Source organism: Embleya sp. NBC_00896 (genome assembly GCF_045207785.1).
Lineage (GTDB): Bacteria > Actinomycetota > Actinomycetes > Streptomycetales > Streptomycetaceae > Embleya.
In genome coordinates this window covers 1,406,094-1,422,053 of the sequence record NZ_CP108776.1, presented here as the reverse complement: position 1 = coordinate 1,422,053, position 15,960 = coordinate 1,406,094, and the positions used below count along the sequence as shown (strand labels likewise).

Below are 15,960 nucleotides of genomic sequence, written 5' to 3'. Positions count from 1 at the left end.
CCGGGCCAACCAATTCGATGGCAATGAAAGGCAGTTCCATGTCGGACGAAGAGAAGCTCCGGGGATATCTCAAGCGCGCGCTCGCCGATGTCCGGCAGGCGCAGAAGCGGGTACGCGAGGTCGAGGCGAGCCGGCGCGAGCCGATCGCGATCGTCGGCATGGCGTGCCGCCTCCCCGGCGGCGTCGCGTCGCCGGAGGACCTGTGGCGCCTGGTCGACACCGGGACGGACACGGTCGGCGAGGCGCCGACCGATCGCGGCTGGGACCTGCGGGACATCTACGACCCGGACCCGGATCGGGCGGGCACCACGTACACGACGGCGGGCTCGTTCCTGCCCGACGCGGGCGACTTCGACGCCGCGTTCTTCGGGATCTCCCCGCGCGAGGCGCTCGCGACCGACCCGCAGCAGCGGCTGCTCCTGGAGACCGCGTGGGACGCGTTCGAGCGCGCCGGCATCGACGTCACGAGCCTGCGGCGCAGCCGTACGGCCGTGTTCGCCGGAATCGCCGGCATCGACTACGCGCCGGCCCTCGACCAGGTGCCGGAGGAACTGGAGGGCTATCTCGGGACCGGGACGCTCGGCAGCGTCGCGTCGGGCCGGATCTCGTACTCGTTCGGGTTCGAGGGGCCCGCCGTGACCGTGGACACGGCGTGCTCGTCGTCCCTGGTGGCCCTGCACCTGGCCACTCAGTCGCTGCGTTCGGGCGAGTGCGATCTCGCGCTCGCGGGCGGCGCGACGGTGATGGCGTCGCCGATGGGCTACGTCGAGTTTTCCCGCCAGCGCGGGCTCTCGGTGGACGGCCGGTGCAAGGCGTTCGCGGCCGCCGCGGACGGCACGGGTTGGGCCGAGGGCGTCGGCGTGCTGGTCCTGGAGCGGCTCTCGGACGCCGAGCGGCTGGGACACCGGGTGTTGGCGGTGGTGCGGGGCTCGGCGGTCAATCAGGACGGCGCCTCGAACGGGCTCACCGCCCCGAACGGCCCGGCCCAGCAACGGGTGATCCGGCAGGCACTGGCCAACGCCGAGCTGTCGCCGGGCGAGGTCGACGTCGTGGAGGCACACGGCACCGGGACGACGCTCGGCGACCCGATCGAGGCGCAGGCGCTGCTGGCGACCTACGGCCGGGATCGTCCGGCCGATCGGCCGTTGTGGCTGGGGTCGTTGAAGTCGAACATCGGGCACGCGCAGGCCGCCGCGGGTGTGGCGGGTGTGATCAAGATGGTCGAGGCGTTGCGGCACGGCGTGCTGCCGAGGACGCTGCACGCGGAGGAACCGACCCCGCACGTGGACTGGTCGGCGGGCTCCGTAAGGCTGCTGACGGAGGCTCGGCCCTGGCCGGAGGCGGATCGGCCGCGTCGGGCGGCGGTGTCGGCCTTCGGGGTGAGCGGGACCAACGCGCACGTGATCCTCGAACTGCCCGCCGAGGAGCCCGTGGAGCCGGCCGTGGACGAGCCGGCCGCCGCGCCGGACTCCGTCCCGCTGCCGTGGGTGCTGTCGGCGAAGACGCCGGACGCCCTGCGGGCACAGGCGGTTCGGCTTGTGGATCGGCTGGAGGTCGACGCCTCGCCGCGCACCGCCGATGTGGGCTTCTCGTTGGTGTCCTCGCGAGCGGTCTTCGCCGAGCGGGCCGTGGTGATCGGCGAGCGGGCCGACCTGATCGAGAGCCTGGGCGCGGTGCTTCGCGGCGAGTCGGCGGCCGGGGCGGTAACCGGGTCGGCCGGGCCGGTGGGCCGGACCGTGTTCGTGTTTCCGGGGCAGGGGTCGCAGTGGGTCGGGATGGCGGCCGAGCTGTTCGGTCAGTCGCCGGTGTTCGCGGCGCGGTTCGGGGAGTGCGCGAAGGCCCTGGAGGCGTTCGTGGACTGGTCTCCGGTCGATGTGCTGACGGGTGTGGAGGGTGCGCCTTCGTTGGATCGGGTGGATGTGGTCCAGCCGGTGTTGTGGGCGGTGTTGGTGTCGCTCGCGGAGGTGTGGCGGTCGTTCGGGGTGGTGCCGGACGCGGTGGTGGGTCATTCGCAGGGCGAGATCGCGGCGGCCGTGGTGGCCGGTGGGTTGTCGCTTGAGGACGGCGCCCGGGTGGTGGCGTTGCGGAGTCGGGCGATCGTCGCGCTGTCCGGACGCGGCGGCATGGCGTCGGTGGCGCTGCCCGTGGACGAGGTGCGCGAGCGGATCGCCGGCTTCGGCGAGCGGGTGTCTGTGGCCGCGGTGAACGGGCCGGCCCAGGTCGTGGTGTCCGGGGAGCCGGACGCACTCGCGGAGTTGGTGGCCGTGGTGACGGCCGAGGGTGGTCGGGCGCGGTTGATTCCGGTGGACTACGCGTCGCATTCGGCGCAGGTGGAGGAGATCCGGGCGCGGATCGTGGCCGATCTGGCCGGGATCGCGCCGGTGTCCGGGCCGATCCCCGTGTGGTCGACGGTGACCGGGGACTGGATCGACACGGCTGTGCTCGACGCCGGCTACTGGGTCACCAATCTGCGCGAGACGGTGCGGTTCGAGGAGGCGACCCGCGGGCTCGCGGCCGCCGGGCACGGGGTGTTCGTCGAGGTGAGCCCGCATCCCGTGCTGATCGCCGCGATCGAGGCCACGTTGGAGGAGGCCGGCCACGAAGCCCCGGTCGTGGTGGGCACGTTGCGCCGCGATCAGGGCGGAGCGCAGCGCCTGTACACCTCGCTCGCGGAACTGTGGGTGCGCGGGGTCGGGGTCGACTGGACCGCCGCCTACACCGAACACCAGCCGCAGCGGGTCGACCTGCCCACGTACCCCTTCCAGCGCAAGCGCTATTGGCGCGAGACCCTGGCCCGGCCCGCCGCCGGCCCGTCGTCGCTCGGACTGCGCTCGGTGGAACACCCCTTGCTGGGCGCGTCCGTGGGCACCGGCGACGGGGACGATGTCCTGCTGACCGGACGCCTGTCGGTGCGCACGCACCCGTGGCTCGCCGACCACGCGGTACAGGACACCGTGCTGCTGCCGGCGGCGGCGTTCCTGGAGCTCGCGGTGCGAGCCGGGGACGAGGTCGGGTTGGGCACGGTCGACGAGTTGGTGATCGAGGCCCCGCTCGTGCTGGTCGAGCGGGACGCGGCGGTGCACATCCAGGTCGTGGTCGGCTCGGTGGCCGAGGACGGTCGGCGACGTTTCGCGGTGTTCTCGCGGGACGAGGACGCCTCCGACGACACCGAGTGGACGCGGCACGCCGGCGGCTTCCTGGCACCGGAACCGCCCGTGGGCGCCGGTGGGTTCGACTTCGGCACCTGGCCGCCCGCCGATGCCGCCTCGGTGCCGGTCGAGGACGCGTACGAGCTGTTGGCCGCGGCCGGGATCGACTACGGACCGGTCTTCCAGGGCCTGCAACTCGCGTGGCGGACGGACGACGCGTTGTTCGCGGAGGTCGCGCTGGGCGAGGAAGAGGCAGACGGGGTCGAGAGGGCCGACGGGTCCGAGGGTTTCGGGGTGCATCCGGCCCTGCTCGACTCCGCACTGCACCTGGCGGTGGTCGACGCGCTGCGCCGGGCCGCGACGGAGGGCACCGCGGCCGGTATCAGCCTGGCCTACGCGTGGAACGACGTACGGCTGCACGCGTCCGGAGCCGCGCGGCTGCGGGTTCGGCTCGTGCCGGACGGGCCCGACGCGCTGTCGCTCGAAGCCGCCGACGAGTCGGGTGCCCCGGTGCTGTCGGTCGGGTCGCTCGTGTCCCGTCCGGTGCCGGCCGGGCGGCTCGGCGGTGGACCGGGCGCGCGGTTGCGGGTGGTGGGCGCGGCGGACGCGGCCGGCGGCGCGCGGCGGACCCGGCGGGCGGCGCGATCCGCGCCGGCGACCACGGGGTCGGCGCTCGCGCAGCGGCTCGCGGCCGTGGCCGAGGCCGAGCGGGACGACATCCTCGTGGACCTGGTGCGCACCGAACTGGGCGTCGTACTCGGCCACGCGGCCGACGAGAGCGTGGACGCCGACCAGGCGTTCCTGGAGGTCGGCCTCGACTCGCTGACCGCCGTCGAGCTGCGCAACCGGCTCGCCGGGGCGACCGGGCTGCGCCTGTCGGCGACGGTCACGATCGCACACCCGACCCCGCGCGGGCTGGCGATTCACCTGCGGTCGTCGCTGGAGGAGCAGGGCAAGTCCCGGGTCGGCGGGGTTGGTTCGGCATTCGACTCGGCTCCGGACTCGACCTCGACCTCGACCTCGACCTCGGCCGAGCGTACGAAGGGTGCGCTCGCGTCGTTCTACGTACAGCTCTGCAAGGCCGGGAAGTACAACACGGCCGCCGAGGTGATCATGGCGTCGGCGGGCCTGCGGGCGTCCTTCACGGAGGCCGAACGGGACGCGCACGTCAAGCCCGTGCTGCGGCTGGCGACCGGGGACCAGGGGCCCAAGATCGTCTGCTTCCCGTCGCTGAGCGCGATCTCCGGTCCGCACGAGTACGCGCGCTTCGGCCAGGTGTTCCAGGGGGAAAGGGACGTCTTCGTGATCCAGACCCCGGGGTTCGTCGCCGACGAATCGCTCCCGGACCACGCCGACGCGCTGATCCGCATGCACGTCGAGACGGTGCGCGCGGCGGTGGGCGACGCGCCGTTCATCGTGGTGGGCCGCTCGATGGGCGGCTGCATCGCGCACGAGGTGACCCGGCGCCTGGAGGCCGAGGGAGTGCGTCCGGTCGGGCTCGGCCTGGTCGACACGTTCCCCATCGACACCGCGCTCGTACCGGGCATGGACTGGTGGCTGCCGGCGATGATCGAGGGAATGCTCGGCCGGATCGCGCAGTACGACATGACGCTCGACGACACCAACATGAGCACGATGGGCCTGTACCAGCGGCTGTTCGCGGACTGGAAGCCGCTGCCGATCGCGACACCGACGCTCGTCGCGCAGGCGCAGACCCCCGTCGAGGGCACGGTGATCGACCCCGAGGGCCGCTGGGACTGGCGGGCCTACTGGCCGCAGCCGCACGACCTGATCGGGATCGAGGGCGACCACTTCACCGTGCTGGAGGACCACGCCGACCTGACCGCGGCGACGATCGTGGAATGGGCGGCCGGACTGCCCGGGTCCGCGTGAGCGTCCCGGCACCAGAGATATCCGACGACACTTCGAGGCTGGGAAATTCATGACGAAGGTACTGTCCCCGGCGGATCTCGCCGAGATCCACCGCACGCTCGCGCTGTTCGCGCACGTCTTCGACAACGGCGACGTGGCCGGGCTCGGCCTCGTGTTCACCGAGGACGTCGTGGTCGAGATCGGGGTCGGGCCCGCCCGGGCGTTCAACGGGATCGCCGAGTTCGCCGAGTACACCCGGAGCAAGAGCGCGGCGACGCCCGACCACCACACGCTCAACACGGCCATCCAGGTGGACGACTACGGCCAGGTGCAGGCGCGTAGCCGGTACATCGGGATCAACCCGGCCGGGCGGCTGACCGCCGGCGAGTTCCTGGACATCCTGCGGGACACCCCGGACGGCTGGCGGATCGCCTACCGACTGAGCCTGCCGCGCGCGCCCCGGCAGGCCGGGGCGGGCGTCGTCAAGGCCGAGTTCCCGCTGCCGGTCCGGCTTTCCGAGGTGGTCGCGCCGTGACCGCCGCGCCGAGCCTGACCGCCGAGGACGTCGCGGGGATCCACGACACGCTCGCGCTGTTCGCGCACGTCTTCGACAACGACGGGGTGGCCGACCTGGACCGGGTCTTCACCGACGACGCCGTGATCGAGAACACGATCGGCAACGGCTACACGATCGAAGGGCTCGACTCGGCCCGACAGTTCACCGGGCGCCGCAGCCCGGACACGCCGGACCACCAGACGCTCGACACGATCCTTCTCGTGGGCGCGGACGGCATCGTGCGGGCCCGCAGCCGGTACATCGCGACGCTGATCGACGGCGAGGTGCACGGCGGGGACTACTTCGACATCCTCGAAAGCACCCCTCGCGGCTGGCGGATCCGATACCGGATCTCGGTGCCGCGGCACCCGATCCTGGAGAGCATCGAGCTGCCGGCGGAGTTCGCGGAGCCCTGGCGGCCGACGGCGGAGAACGTGGTGCGGTTCGTGCGGCAATGACGCCCGGCGCCGAGGGGACCGGGGCGCGCGCCCCCGCCCCCTCGGCGTGGCGACGGAGGGCCCGTCCACGCGGCGGAACACCGGAGTGTGCACCCACGCGGCGTGGTGACGGAGTGTCAGCCCGCTTTGGCGACCACGATCGCGGTCAGCGCGATGCCCGCGTCGACCTGCCAGCGGCCCGCGAAGCCGTCGAGCGGGCGGTCCGCGATCAGCAGGCGGGCGGCGAACGTACCGGCGGCCGGGTCGAAGTCGACGTCGGCCTCGGCGAAGTCCAGCCAGCGGGTGGTGAGGGGGAACCACGCCTTGTAGACGGACTCCTTGGCGCTGAACAGGAGCCGGTCCCACGGGATGTCGGGGCGGTCGGCGGCGAGGTCGAGCAGCCGCTTGCGCTCGGTCTCCGACGCGACCGCCTCCAGCACGCCCTCCGGCAGCGGCAGCGCGGGTTCGGCGTCGATGCCCAGGGTCAGCACGCGATCCGCGTCGGCGACCACCGCGGCGCGGTAGCCCGTGCAGTGCGTCATGCTGCCCACCACGCCCGGCGGCCAACCGGGGGCACCACGCTCGCCCGGCAGCAGCGGTACGGGAGGTACGCCCAAACGGCCCAACGCCCGTCGCGCGCACCGGCGTACGGTCGTGAACTCGCGCCGGCGCTTGTCCACCGCCTTGGCGATCAGCGCCTCCTCGGCCGGGAACAGCGGTGGGCCGTCGGGGTCGTCGAAGCACTCCTCGGCGTACACGTCCGAGGGCAGGATGCGGGCGATCATCGGGCCGTCACCGGGCGGTCCGGGCGGGAGCTCTCGGCGTTCTCGGCCGGCACGATCCGGCGGGGGATCGGTCGGCGCAGTCCGTCCCGCCGCTCGCGCGGATAGCCGAGCGAGACCTCCTCGAAGCGCACGCCGTCGTACCAGGTGGTGCGCGGGATGTGCAGATGCCCGTACACGACGGCGGAGGTCGGGAAGCGGACGTGCCAATCGGCGGTCAGGTCCGTTCCGCACCACTGCGCGAACTCGGGATGCCACAGCACGTCCGTGGGCTGCCGCACCAAGGGGAAGTGATTGACCATCAGCAGCGGCGCCGCCGGATCGGCCGCCGCCGCGAGCCGGCCCTCGGTGTACGCCACCCGGGCCCGGCACCACTCGCCCCGGGTCGGATAGGGGTCGGGGTGCAGCATGAACTCGTCGCTGCACACGATGCCGGCGGCGTACGCCGCGTCCAGGGCCTCCTGGCGGGTGTTCGCGCCGGGCGGATGCCACGTGTAGTCGTACAGCACGAACAGCGGCGCCACGGTCACCGGACCGCCCGGCCCGTCCCAGACGGCGAACGGGTCCTCGGGGGTCAGCACGCCCAACTCCCGGCAGAGCCCCACGAGATGGCGATAGCGTGCCTCGCCGCGCAGCTGTACGGCGTCGTCGGGCGTCGACCACAGCTCGTGGTTGCCCGGGACCCACACCACGCGCGCGAAGCGGCTCGCGAGCAGGCCGAGCGTGTCGGCGATCTCGCTCGGGTGCTCGGCCACGTCGCCCGCGACCACGATCCAGTCGTCGTCGGTGCCCGGCCGGATACCCTCGACGAGGTCACGGTTGGACGGGATCGCGGAATGCAGGTCACTGACGGCGTAGAGCGCGCGGTCGGCGGCGCGGGCAGTGCTCATCGGCCGACCATAGGCGGGCACGCGGCGCGGATGGAAGACCGGCGCGCCCGAACCGCACCCGCACGCAAGGCCGCCGCAAGGTCGCGTAGGGGTTCGTCAGGGGTAGGCCACGCGCCCGACATGTGCCAGCGTCGACGGGACAGCACGACCGTCCCAACATCGTTCTGGAGGGGGAAGATCCGTTGCGGTACGAGATCCTCGGCCCCGTGCGCATCGTCGACGACGCCGAGCCGCGGAAGATCGCGGCGCCCAAGCCGGAGACCCTCATGGCCGCCCTGCTCGCTCGCCGGGGACAGATCCTGACGGTCGATCAGCTCGTCGCCGAGATCTGGGCCGGGCCCAAGCCCCAGCGGGCCAGATCGACCGTACACGTGTACGTGTCGCGGCTGCGCGCGATCCTGGGCGTGCCGGGCCCCGCGCGCAGCGGCCCGCTGGCGACCAGCGGCGGCGGGTACGTCCTGCACCCCGGACCGGGCCGACTCGACGCGGACGCGTTCCACGGCCTGGTCGAGCGCGGCCGGGCGGCCTCGCGGGCGGGCCGGCGGCACGAGGCGGCGGAGACCTACACGAGCGCGCTCGACCTGTGGCGCGGACCGGCCTACGCGGGCGTGGCCGCCGGGCCGATCGTGCGCGCGCACGCCGCGCGCCTGGAGGCGTCCCGGCTGGAATGCCTCGAACTGCTCGTCGAGGCGCACCTGGAGCTGGGCCACTACCGCGAGAGCGTCGCGCGGCTGTACGCGTTGACCGCCGAGTACCCGCTGCACGAGACCTTCGCGCGCCACCTCATGGTCGCGCTGTACCACTGCGGCCGCCGGGCCGACGCGCTCGCCGTGTACCGCGACACGCGTGGCGCGCTGCGTGAACTGCTGGGCCTGGAACCGAGCCGACCGCTGCGCGACGTCCAGCACGCGGTCCTCGCGGGCCTGGAACTGCCAGGCGTCAGAACGGATTCCCTCGCCGGATGACACGACCGCCCGGCCCTCTGCTCGACCACGACAAGGCTCGACCACGACAAGGCTCGACCACGACAAGGAGAGGCATCGCCATGACCACCGCCCCCGTCGCGTCGGACACCTGGATCCGCCGCTTCCATCCGGCACCGAACCCCGTACCGCGCCTGGTCTGCCTGCCGCACGCGGGCGGTTCGGCGAGCTACTGGTTCCCGCTGTCGGCGGCGCTCAAGGACCGCGTCGAGGTCCTGTCCGTGCAGTATCCGGGCCGTCAGGATCGGCGGGCCGAGCCGCTGATCGAGGACATCGAGACGCTCGCGGACCGGATCACGGTCGCGCTCGACCCGTGGCTCGACGACACCCGTCCGCTGGTCCTGCTCGGCCACAGCATGGGCGCGATCCTGGGCTTCGAGGTCGCGCGCCGACTGCCGACCGGGCCGGCGGCGCTGATCGTCTCGGGTCGGCGGGCGCCGGATCGCCGGCGGGTCGAGCAGACCCACCGCCTCGACGACGCTGCGCTGACCGCGGAACTGCGCTCGCTGAGCGGCACCGACGCGAGCCTGCTGGAGGACGAGGAGGTGCTGCGGATGGTGCTGCCGGCCCTGCGCGCGGACTACCGCGCGATCGAGACGTACGTATACACGGCCGGTGCCGCCCTGGACTGCCCGATCACCGCCCTGATCGGCGACACCGACCCGAAGGTCACCCTGGACGAGGCGATGTCCTGGCGCGACCACACGATCGGCACGTTCGCCCTGCACACCTTCACCGGCGGCCACTTCTACCTGACCGACCACCAGGCGGCGGTCACCGCCCACATCACGGACGCGATCAGGGCGGCGGTGGACCGGCGGTGACCCGGCGCTGACCCGACGCCGATCGGGTGCCGATCGGGTGCCGCCGCGCGCGTCGATCACGGGTACGGCCGTCGCCCGAATGGCTCCCGAGGCCGTCCGGGGCCGCGTGCCCGCCGACGGGGGCGCGAAGCACCTGATCGAAGATCTGTTCGAAGATGTGGCCGGGCTCCGCAGGCGGCGGCGCGGGGTCCCGACGATGATCGGTGCATGGCCGAACACGATCACGCTCTTGGCGCGCTGCCCGAGATTCGGCCGATGCTGGCCACGGAGGGGCCGATGCCCGGAGAGGGCTTCGAACTCGACTGGGGCTTCGAGGTGAACTGGGAGGGCGCGCGGACGATCGCCTACTGCCCCGGTGACGGGTCGGTGCGGCTGGTCTCGCGGGGTGGGGACGAGGTGACGGGGACCTACCCCGAGCTGGTCGGTCTGGGCGAGCAGCACGGTCGGCGGCAGGCCGTGCTCGACGGCGAGATCGTCGTGCTCGACGAACGCGGCCGGCCCGACTTCGAGATGCTGCGCCGGCGGATGGGCGTCGAGGATTCCGGCGAGGTGGCGCGGCTCATGATGGACGCGCCGGTGCGGTTCATGCTCTTCGACGTGATGTACCTGGACGGTCGGCCGTTGCTGACCACGCAGTATCGCGAGCGCCGGATGCACCTGGCGGGCCTGGGCCTCGAGGGCTCGCACTGGTCGACGCCCGACTGGATCGAGGGCGACGCCCGACAGGCGTGGACCACCGGCATGCACCACGGCTACGAGGGCGTCGTGGCCAAGCGCTCGTCGTCGACCTACCAACCCGGCGTGCGCTCGCCGGACTGGATCAAGGCGAAGCACGTCGAGACGCACGACGTGATCATCGGCGGCTGGGTCGAGGGCAGCGGTGACCGGCGCGGCCTGCCGGGGGAGGTGCTCGTGGGCGTCGACTGCCCGGACGGCCTGCGCTTCGTCGGCTCGGTCGGATCGGACCTGGGCGACGCGGAGCGGGGCGAACTGGGCGAATACCTGGGCGCGATCGCCCGCGACGACTCCCCGTTCGCGGGCCCGATCGACATCCCCGACGCGCAGTGGGTCGAACCGCGCCTGGTCGCGGAGGTCGCCATCAGCGGCTGGACCGCCGACGGCCTCCTCCGCCGCCCGACCTGGCGCCGGCTACGCCCGGACGTGCATCGCTAGTGCGCGGCACTAGGCGTGAGGGTTCTCGAACCCGGGCCCGCAAGCCGGACGACGGCCGCTCGATGCAGCCGCCTCTCGCCTGGGTCCGGGGGAGGACTGCGTCCGGAGGGCGGGCCGGCCGGCCACGCTTCGATCCGCCGAAACGTTCATGGTCGTCCGGCGGACCGATGCTCGCAGGAAACGCGCCTTCCGTGAAGCACTCCAGTCCCCGGTCTTGCGCACATCCGAGCAATGACCTTCAGGGCAGCGCTGTCGGTCGCCGAGGCAATCCGGATATCCCCAACATCCGTGCCCAATCGCGCCGTTGCCCCGCCTCCACTCCGGCCGTGACCCCGTTGGCAACCCTGCGGAGCCCGCGGCACGAGTGCCGTGGCCGACGGTCGGTCGACTCGATGTGGGCTGTTACTTCGTCCGCTGGGCGAAGCCCCTTGCGATGACCAGGCGTTGGATTTGGTTGGTGCCCTCGAAGATCTGCATAATCTTGGCTTCGCGCATGTAGCGTTCCACCGGGAACTCGCGGGTGTAGCCGCAGCCGCCGAAGACCTGGACGGCGTCCGTGGTGACCTTCATCGCGGCGTCGGTGGCGATGAGTTTGGCGACGCTGGCCTGGCGGCTGTACGGGCGGCCCAGGTCGCGGCGGCGGGCCGCGTCGAGGTAGGTGGCGCGGGCCGAGTCGACGGCGGCGGCCATGTCGGCGAGCAGGAAGCCCAGGCCCTGGTGGTCGACGATCTTGCGGCCGAACGTGGTGCGCTCGTTGGCGTAGTCGACCGCGGCGTCGAGCGCGGCCTGGGCCAGTCCGGTCGCGCACGCGGCGATGCCGAGCCGGCCGGAGTCCAGCGCGCCGAGGGCGATGCCCAGGCCCTGCCCCTCCGCGCCGATCAGGCGGTCGGCCGCCAGGACCGCGCCGTCCCAGAACGCGTTGGTCGTGGGCACCCCGTTCAGGCCCATCTTCTGTTCGGGCCGGCCGAACTCCAGGCCCTCCGCCTCGCCGGGGGCCAGGAAGCACGAGATGCCGCGGCTGCCCTCGCCGGTGCGGGCGAACAGGGCGTAGAAGTCGGCCTTGCCGCCGTGCGTGATCCAGGCCTTGGTGCCGGTGATCCGGTAGCCGTCGGCCACGGGCTGCGCCTTGCAGACGATCGCGGCGGCGTCCGAGCCCGCGTGCGGTTCGGACAGGCTGTACCCGCCGATCAGCCGGCCTTCCAGCATCGACGGCAGCCACTGTGCGCGCTGGGTGTCGGTGCCGTAGGTCGCGACGGGGAAGCAGGCCAGCGTGTGCACGCTCGTCGCGACCGCCACCGCCGCCCAGCGCGCGGCCAGTTCCTCCAGGACCTGGAGGTAGACCTCGTAGGGCTGACCGCCGCCGCCGTGCTCCTCGGGATAGGGCAGGCCCAGCAGGCCGATCTCGCCCAGGACGGCGAACAGCCCTTCCGGGTACGACTCTTCCCGTTCGTGCAGGTCGACCCTGGTGGCGAGTTCCTTGTCGGCGACGGTGCGGGTGAGGTCGAGCAGGTCTTCGGCTTCCCGCGTGGGCAGCAGGCGGTCGACGGCCACGGATACTCCGGAGGTCGGGGCGGACGGGGTCAGGGCGTGCGGACGAACTCGGCCGCGGGCAGGGCGGCCGGCGTGGCCGGTGCGGTCAGTTCGCTCAGTGCGGTGCGGGCCGCCGCGCGGTACTCGGCGACGCGGGCGAGCTTGATGTCCTCGTAGCCGCGAATGGTCTCCGGCAGCGCCGCGAACGCCGCCACCTCGCCCGCGTTGGCGGCGGAGAGTTCGCGCAGCGCGACCCGGACCGAGGCCCGGTACTCCGCGACCAGTTCGCGCTCGACCCGACGCACCTCGGCGTAGCCGAAGAGATCCCAGCGGGTACCGCGCAGCCCGCGCGCGGCGCGCAGGGCCCGGAAGGCGGGTCCCGCGGTACGCCGCAGCCGGATCTTGCGGTTCATCCCGAGGTAGCGCAGCACCGGCGGGTGCAGCAGCACCGACACCGCCGCGTCCGGCCCGAACTCGGCGTCCCGGCGCGCCTTCTCGACCGGGTCCAGGTGCAGGCGGGCCACCTCGTACTCGTCCTTGTACGCCATCAGGTGGTACAGCGCCCGCGCGTACGCGACGGCGACCCGCTCACCCTCCGCCGCACCGGCCCGCTCGACGGCGAGCGCGCGGACCGCCCGCACGTCTTCGGCGTAGCGCCGTGCGTAGGCGGCGTCCTGATACCCGGTCAGGTCGGCGATCCGGGTGGCCAGGATGTCGCGCAGCTCGGCGTCCGCGCCGGAGCGGGCCGCGAGTTCGATCGACGCGGCGTCGACCTGGACCACCGCGAGCGGCGGCGCCTCGACGGCGGCCGCGAGGACGGCGGCCGGGTCGACCACCATCGCCCGTCCCCACGCGAAGGCCGCGAGGTTCTTGTCCACGGCCGCGCCGTTGAGCCGGATCGCCCGCTCGATCGCGTCCGCGCTCAGCGGCAGGCAGCCGTGCTGGAACGCGGCGCCGATCAGGATCATGTTCGCCGGCATGTGGTCCGCGAACAGCGCCTCGGCCAGGCCCAGCGCGTCCAGGTGGAGGTTGTCCGCCCGCCGGGTCGCCGCGTCGATCCGCTCCACGGCCTCGTCCGGCGAACCGGGCAGCGGTATCTGGTTGGTGACCATGGCGGCGGTCGGCACGATCGCGGTGTTGATCACGGCGATCGTGCGCGCGGCCTCGGCCGTCGCGAGGTTGCTCGCGGCGGCCGCGCCGAGCAGGTCGAACCCGATCAGGACGTCGGCGCCGGCCCGCGAGGCGCGCAGGGCGCCCGCGATCGGCCGGTCCGAGATCCGCAGGTCGGACACGACCGGGCCGCCCTTCTGGGCGAGTCCGGTCTGCTCCAGGCCGCCGGCGTGCAGGCCGTCGAGGTGCGCGGCCATCTGCAGGATCGAGGACACCGTCACGACGCCGGTCCCGCCGATGCCGGGCATCCGTACCAGCACGTCGGCCGCGGCCGGGTCGAACCGGGCGGTGGGCAGCGGCAGTTCGACCGGAAGAGCCGGTACCGCGCGGGCCTTCCGGGTGCCCGGCTCGACCAGCAGGAACGAGGGGCAGTCACCCTTGAGGCAGCTGAAGTCCGAGTTGCAGGAGGCCTGGTGGATGTGCGTCTTGCGGCCGAACGCGGTGTCGACGGGCTGGACGGACAGGCACGACGACTTGTCCCCGCAGTCCCCGCAGCCCTCGCACACGCGCTCGTTGATGACGACCTTCTCGGCCGGCGTGGGCAACTGCCCGCGCTTGCGCAGTCGGCGCTCCTCGGCGGCGCACCGGTCGTCGTGGATCAGCACGGTCACCCCGTCCAGCGCGGCGAACTCACGCTCCACCGCCGGGAGGTCGTCCCGGTGCCGGACGGTCGCGATCGGATCGAGCCGGGTGCCCCGGTAGCCGCGCGGGTCGTCCGTGGTGACCACGACCCGGCGTACTCCCTCGACCGCGAGCCAGCGGGTCAACGCCGGTACGTCCAGGCGCCCTTCGGCCTTCTGGCCGCCGGTCATCGCGACCGCGTCGTTGTACAGGATCTTGTACGTCATCTTCGTGCCGGCCGCGACGGCGGCCCGGATCGCGAGCGAACCCGAGTGGTGGAACGTACCGTCGCCGAGGTTCTGCACGAAGTGCTTGTCGTCGGTGAACGGCGCGAGTCCGATCCACTGGGCGCCCTCGCCGCCCATCTGGGTCAGCCCGAGCTGGTGCCCGCGGCCCTTCCCGTCCAGCGCGATCATCACGTGGCAGCCGATGCCGACCCCGACGAGCGTGTCGTCGGCGGCGCGGGTGGACGCGTTGTGCGGGCAGCCCGAGCAGAAGTACGGCGTACGGGAGGCCAGCATCGGGAGCGCGATTCGCGACGGCCGCTTGGGGGCGATCGCCGCGAGGTGCGCGGTGGCCGAGGCCGGGAGGCGGTCGGTGCCCAGCCGGGCGGCGATCGCGCGGGCGACGTCGTCCGCGCCGAGCGTGCCGCGCGCGGTGAGCAGCGGCCGGCCGGTCTCGTCGCGCCGGCCGGTGATGCGCGGGGCGTTCGGGCGGCGGTACAGCGCCTCCTTGAGGCGGGCCTCCAGGAACGGCACCTTGTCCTCGACGACCAGGACCTCGTCCAGGCCGTCGGTGAGCTCGGCCAGTTCCGCGTCGTCCAGCGGGAACGGCATGCCGATCCGGATCAGCCGGATGCCGAGGTCGTCGTCGAGGTCCAGGCCGAGGTCGGCCAGCGCGCGCCGGACCACCGAGAACGACACGCCCGCCGCGAGGACGCCCAGCCGGGCGCCGGGGGAGTCGTGCACGATCGTGTTCAGGCCGTGCTCGCGGGCGTACGCACGGGCCAGGTCGAGCCGGCGGGTGAGCAGGTCGTGCTCGGCGTCGAGCGCGGCCGGGCCGACGAGGGTCGGCAGTGTGCCGCGCTTGGTCGCGGCGGGGACGGGGATGTCCTTGCCCCAGTCGGACACGTCCACCGTGGTCGACGCGTCGGCGATGTCGGCGACGATCTTCAGGCCGGTCCACAGGCCGCAGGCCCGCGACATCGCGACCGCGTGCAGGCCGAACTCGACGATCTCGCCGATCGAGCCGGGCGCCAGCAGCGGCATCGACAGGCTCTCCATCATCGGCTCGCACGAGCTCGGCACGGTGGAGGACTTGCTGCCCGGGTCGTCGCCGATCCACGCGACCGCACCGCCCAGCGGAGCCGTACCCGCCATCGTCGCGTGTCGGATCGCGTCGGCGGCCCGGTCGAGGCCGGGGTTCTTGCCGTACCAGAACCCGGTCACCCCGGCGTGCCGCGCGCCCGGAGTCTGGTCGACGAGCTGCGTGCCGGCGACCGCGGTGGCGGCGAGCTCCTCGTTGAGCCCGGCCTGGAAGACCACACCCGCCGGGTCCAGGAAGCGCTTCGCGCGGCCCATCTCCAGGTCGACGCCGCCCAGCGGGGAGCCCTGGTAGCCACTGACGAAGACCCGGGTGTCCAGGCCGCGCTCGGTGTCGAGGCGGCGCTGCTCCAGGGTCAGTCGAATCAGGGCCTGGACGCCCGAGATCAGGACGCGGCCGGACTCGGCGGCGTACTTGTCGTCGAGGGATACCGAAGGCGAAGCCTGGTCTGTACGCACGGCAGTCTCCGTCGAACCGGGGTGGGGTGGGAGCGGCAAGCACACCAACAGAGCTCCCAGGACGCAAGTACCTTGCGGCTAATCCGCCGAAAGACGCAAAGGTCTCTCTGTTTGGAGAGTCGTATGGAGATTAGTTTGCGCGTCATGGGCTCGTGAGCCCCCTCGTATTTCGGCGGATCGGTTCGCGTCGCC

General features: G+C 72.9%; 9 protein-coding genes and 1 pseudogene. 6 read left to right on the top strand and 4 right to left on the bottom strand.

All coding sequences use genetic code 11. The features are described from left to right. Nucleotides 1–56 precede the first annotated feature (56 nt). The 3 genes and pseudogenes from OG928_RS06580 to OG928_RS06570 form a co-directional block, all read left to right on the top strand. A pseudogene (locus OG928_RS06580) lies at nt 57–5,042 on the top strand (acyltransferase domain-containing protein); the annotation flags it as partial. 49 nt (nt 5,043–5,091) lie between these two features. Further along, a complete protein-coding gene (locus OG928_RS06575) occupies nt 5,092–5,556 on the top strand; it encodes a nuclear transport factor 2 family protein (RefSeq protein WP_406280487.1) in 465 nt (154 codons plus the stop codon). Beyond that, complete coding sequence (locus tag OG928_RS06570) at nt 5,553–6,035, top strand: nuclear transport factor 2 family protein (RefSeq protein ID WP_406280485.1); 483 nt, start codon at nt 5,553–5,555, stop codon at nt 6,033–6,035. Before OG928_RS06575 ends, OG928_RS06570 begins: the two co-directional genes overlap by 4 nt. 116 nt (nt 6,036–6,151) lie before the next feature. Here the strand turns inward: OG928_RS06570 and OG928_RS06565 are convergent, their stop codons facing one another. Together OG928_RS06565 and OG928_RS06560 are read right to left on the bottom strand one after the other, a co-directional pair. After that, nucleotides 6,152–6,799: a 4'-phosphopantetheinyl transferase gene (locus OG928_RS06565; RefSeq protein ID WP_406280483.1), complete on the bottom strand. Its 648-nt coding sequence runs from the start codon at nt 6,797–6,799 to the stop codon at nt 6,152–6,154. Beyond that, a complete protein-coding gene (locus OG928_RS06560) occupies nt 6,796–7,686 on the bottom strand; it encodes a metallophosphoesterase (RefSeq protein WP_406280481.1) in 891 nt (296 codons plus the stop codon). The genes OG928_RS06565 and OG928_RS06560 overlap by 4 nt, the downstream gene beginning before the upstream one ends. 206 nt (nt 7,687–7,892) lie before the next feature. On the opposite strand from OG928_RS06560, the gene OG928_RS06555 reads away from it, so the two are divergent. The 3 genes from OG928_RS06555 to ligD all read left to right on the top strand — a co-directional run bounded on the left by OG928_RS06555 (nt 7,893) and on the right by ligD (nt 10,666). Continuing rightward, nucleotides 7,893–8,651, top strand: coding sequence for a BTAD domain-containing putative transcriptional regulator (locus tag OG928_RS06555; RefSeq protein WP_406280479.1), 759 nt, complete (start codon nt 7,893–7,895; stop codon nt 8,649–8,651). An 80-nt stretch (nt 8,652–8,731) separates the two neighbouring features. Further along, entirely contained in the window at nt 8,732–9,493 is a 762-nt protein-coding gene (locus OG928_RS06550) for a thioesterase II family protein (RefSeq protein WP_406280477.1), read from the top strand. A 207-nt stretch (nt 9,494–9,700) separates the two neighbouring features. After that, entirely contained in the window at nt 9,701–10,666 is a 966-nt protein-coding gene (ligD, locus tag OG928_RS06545; protein ID WP_406280475.1) for a non-homologous end-joining DNA ligase, read from the top strand. Between the two features lie 402 nt (nt 10,667–11,068). On the opposite strand, the gene OG928_RS06540 is transcribed toward ligD, so the two are convergent. Further along, nucleotides 11,069–12,217 (bottom strand): acyl-CoA dehydrogenase family protein, encoded by a 1,149-nt coding sequence (locus tag OG928_RS06540; RefSeq protein ID WP_406280474.1) that lies wholly within the window; start codon nt 12,215–12,217, stop codon nt 11,069–11,071. 29 nt (nt 12,218–12,246) lie between these two features. Next, a complete protein-coding gene (locus OG928_RS06535) occupies nt 12,247–15,768 on the bottom strand; it encodes an indolepyruvate ferredoxin oxidoreductase family protein (RefSeq protein WP_406280472.1) in 3,522 nt (1,173 codons plus the stop codon). Nucleotides 15,769–15,960 lie beyond the last annotated feature (192 nt).

Coding starts and splice junctions, on each gene's coding strand:
- OG928_RS06565 (WP_406280483.1), bottom strand. CDS start 6,799: ATGATCGCCCGCATCCTGCCCTCGGACGTGTACGCCGAGGAGTGCTTC.
- ligD (WP_406280475.1), top strand. CDS start 9,701: ATGGCCGAACACGATCACGCTCTTGGCGCGCTGCCCGAGATTCGGCCG.
- OG928_RS06550 (WP_406280477.1), top strand. CDS start 8,732: ATGACCACCGCCCCCGTCGCGTCGGACACCTGGATCCGCCGCTTCCAT.
- OG928_RS06560 (WP_406280481.1), bottom strand. CDS start 7,686: ATGAGCACTGCCCGCGCCGCCGACCGCGCGCTCTACGCCGTCAGTGAC.
- OG928_RS06575 (WP_406280487.1), top strand. CDS start 5,092: ATGACGAAGGTACTGTCCCCGGCGGATCTCGCCGAGATCCACCGCACG.